The organism is Streptomyces litchfieldiae (assembly GCF_031845365.1).
In the GTDB taxonomy this organism is placed as follows: Bacteria; Actinomycetota; Actinomycetes; order Streptomycetales; family Streptomycetaceae; genus Streptomyces; species Streptomyces litchfieldiae.
Map to the genome: position 1 here is coordinate 1 of NZ_JAVREL010000098.1, position 465 is coordinate 465.

The following is a 465-nucleotide window of genomic DNA, read 5'->3' on the forward strand; positions in this document are numbered from 1 at the left end:
TACCTGGGCGACACGGAGGCGAAGGTCAGAGAGGTGAGCGCGGTCAGCCTGGGCCTCGGCCTGGCGCTGGGCTTCCTGATCGGCATCCCCTCCCTCACCCTGGGCTCCACCACCCTGGCCCTCGGCACGGGCGCCGGCCCGCTGTTGATGGGCATGATCCTGGGCTGGCGCCGCCGCACGGGCCCCCTGGTCTGGACCCTGCCGACCCGGGCCAACCCCACCCTGCGCCAGATCGGCCTGCTGCTCGTCCTCGCCGTGGTGGGCCTCACCTCGGGCTACTCGTTCCGCGAGAACGCCTTCGCCCTCTTCGGCCTGAAGCTGGCGGCGGTGCTGGCGATCGGCGCGGTGGTCAGCTACTCGCTGATGGTGCTGGTCGCGAAGGTGCTGGGGCAGAGCCGGGAGCGGACGATGGGGCTGCTGTCGGGCTATGTGGGCAACCAGGCGATCGTGGCGTACGCCAACAGC

1 protein-coding gene is annotated in these 465 nt (G+C 71.4%); it reads left to right on the forward strand.

Annotated elements, in window-relative coordinates:
• Positions 1–33: 33 nt before the first annotated feature.
• On the forward strand, positions 34–465 hold a 432-nt coding region (locus RM590_RS35560), incomplete at its 3' end, for an aspartate-alanine antiporter-like transporter (protein ID WP_449657257.1).